This window comes from Oleiphilus sp. HI0043, from assembly GCF_001634935.1.
In genome coordinates, this window is the sequence record NZ_LWEY01000192.1 from 1 (window position 1) to 962 (window position 962).

1 protein-coding gene is annotated in these 962 nt (G+C 44.0%); it reads right to left on the reverse strand.

Features of this window, described 5'->3' with window-relative positions; all coding sequences use genetic code 11:
• A partial coding sequence (locus A3729_RS03270; RefSeq protein ID WP_156497613.1) for a chromosome segregation SMC family protein occupies positions 1-724 on the reverse strand: 724 nt, incomplete at its 3' end.
• Positions 725-962: the final 238 nt, after the last annotated feature.

Below are 962 nucleotides of genomic sequence, written 5' to 3' on the forward strand. Positions count from 1 at the left end.
GATCGAGAAGATCCCAATATACAAAATGAAGTTTTGCAGAGAGTAGACGTTCTTCTTTCTTGAATTCAGTATAACGTTCAGCTGCATTTGCTTGCCGTTTAAGGTGCTGAAGCTGCTTACCAAGTTCTTCACGAATATCGGCCAAGCGATCAAGATTGTCCTGAGTTCGACGCATACGGTTTTCTGTCTCTCTGCGACGCTCTTTATATTTGGATATTCCTGCTGCTTCCTCGAGATATACGCGAAGCTCTTCAGGCTTGGACTCGATTAAGCGGGATATCATCCCCTGCTCAATAATTGCGTAAGATCGAGGCCCCATTCCCGTACCGAGGAAAATATCAGTAACATCTCTTCTTCGGCACTTAGTGCCATTTAAGTAGTATTGAGAGCTACCTTCTCTTGTGACCTTCCGCTTTATTGATATCTCAGTGAATGAAGCATACTCACCACTCAGCTTGCCTTCCTGATTTTCGAACAACAACTCGATCGATGCTTGTCCGACGGGCTGTCTACCGGTAGAGCCATTAAAGATAACATCAGTCATCGACTCGCCACGAAGGTTCTTTGCCGAACTTTCACCCATCACCCAACGAACAGCGTCGATAATGTTTGATTTACCACACCCGTTAGGCCCAACGATAGCGGTCATATTGGTAGAAAAAGGAACCGTCGTCGCATCTACGAAAGATTTAAATCCGGCTAACTTAATGGACTTTAAGCGCATTGCTCAGAAAGTGCTCCAAAACTAATAAATGGGTTTTCAAAAATTTTCGCTATTATCTACGGTTCAAGGCGCTATTTCTATCAATATGTTGAGAATATCGACGAAGCAAGTGGCGACGCACTGCCGTGACGGCCTTTAGAGGCCGAATATTGAGACATTTTTTTGACGAACCGGCAAGCCGCAACGCAACAAATCGCGTCAATAGTTTGTTCAATCACATCTAAAGCATTGTTTATAA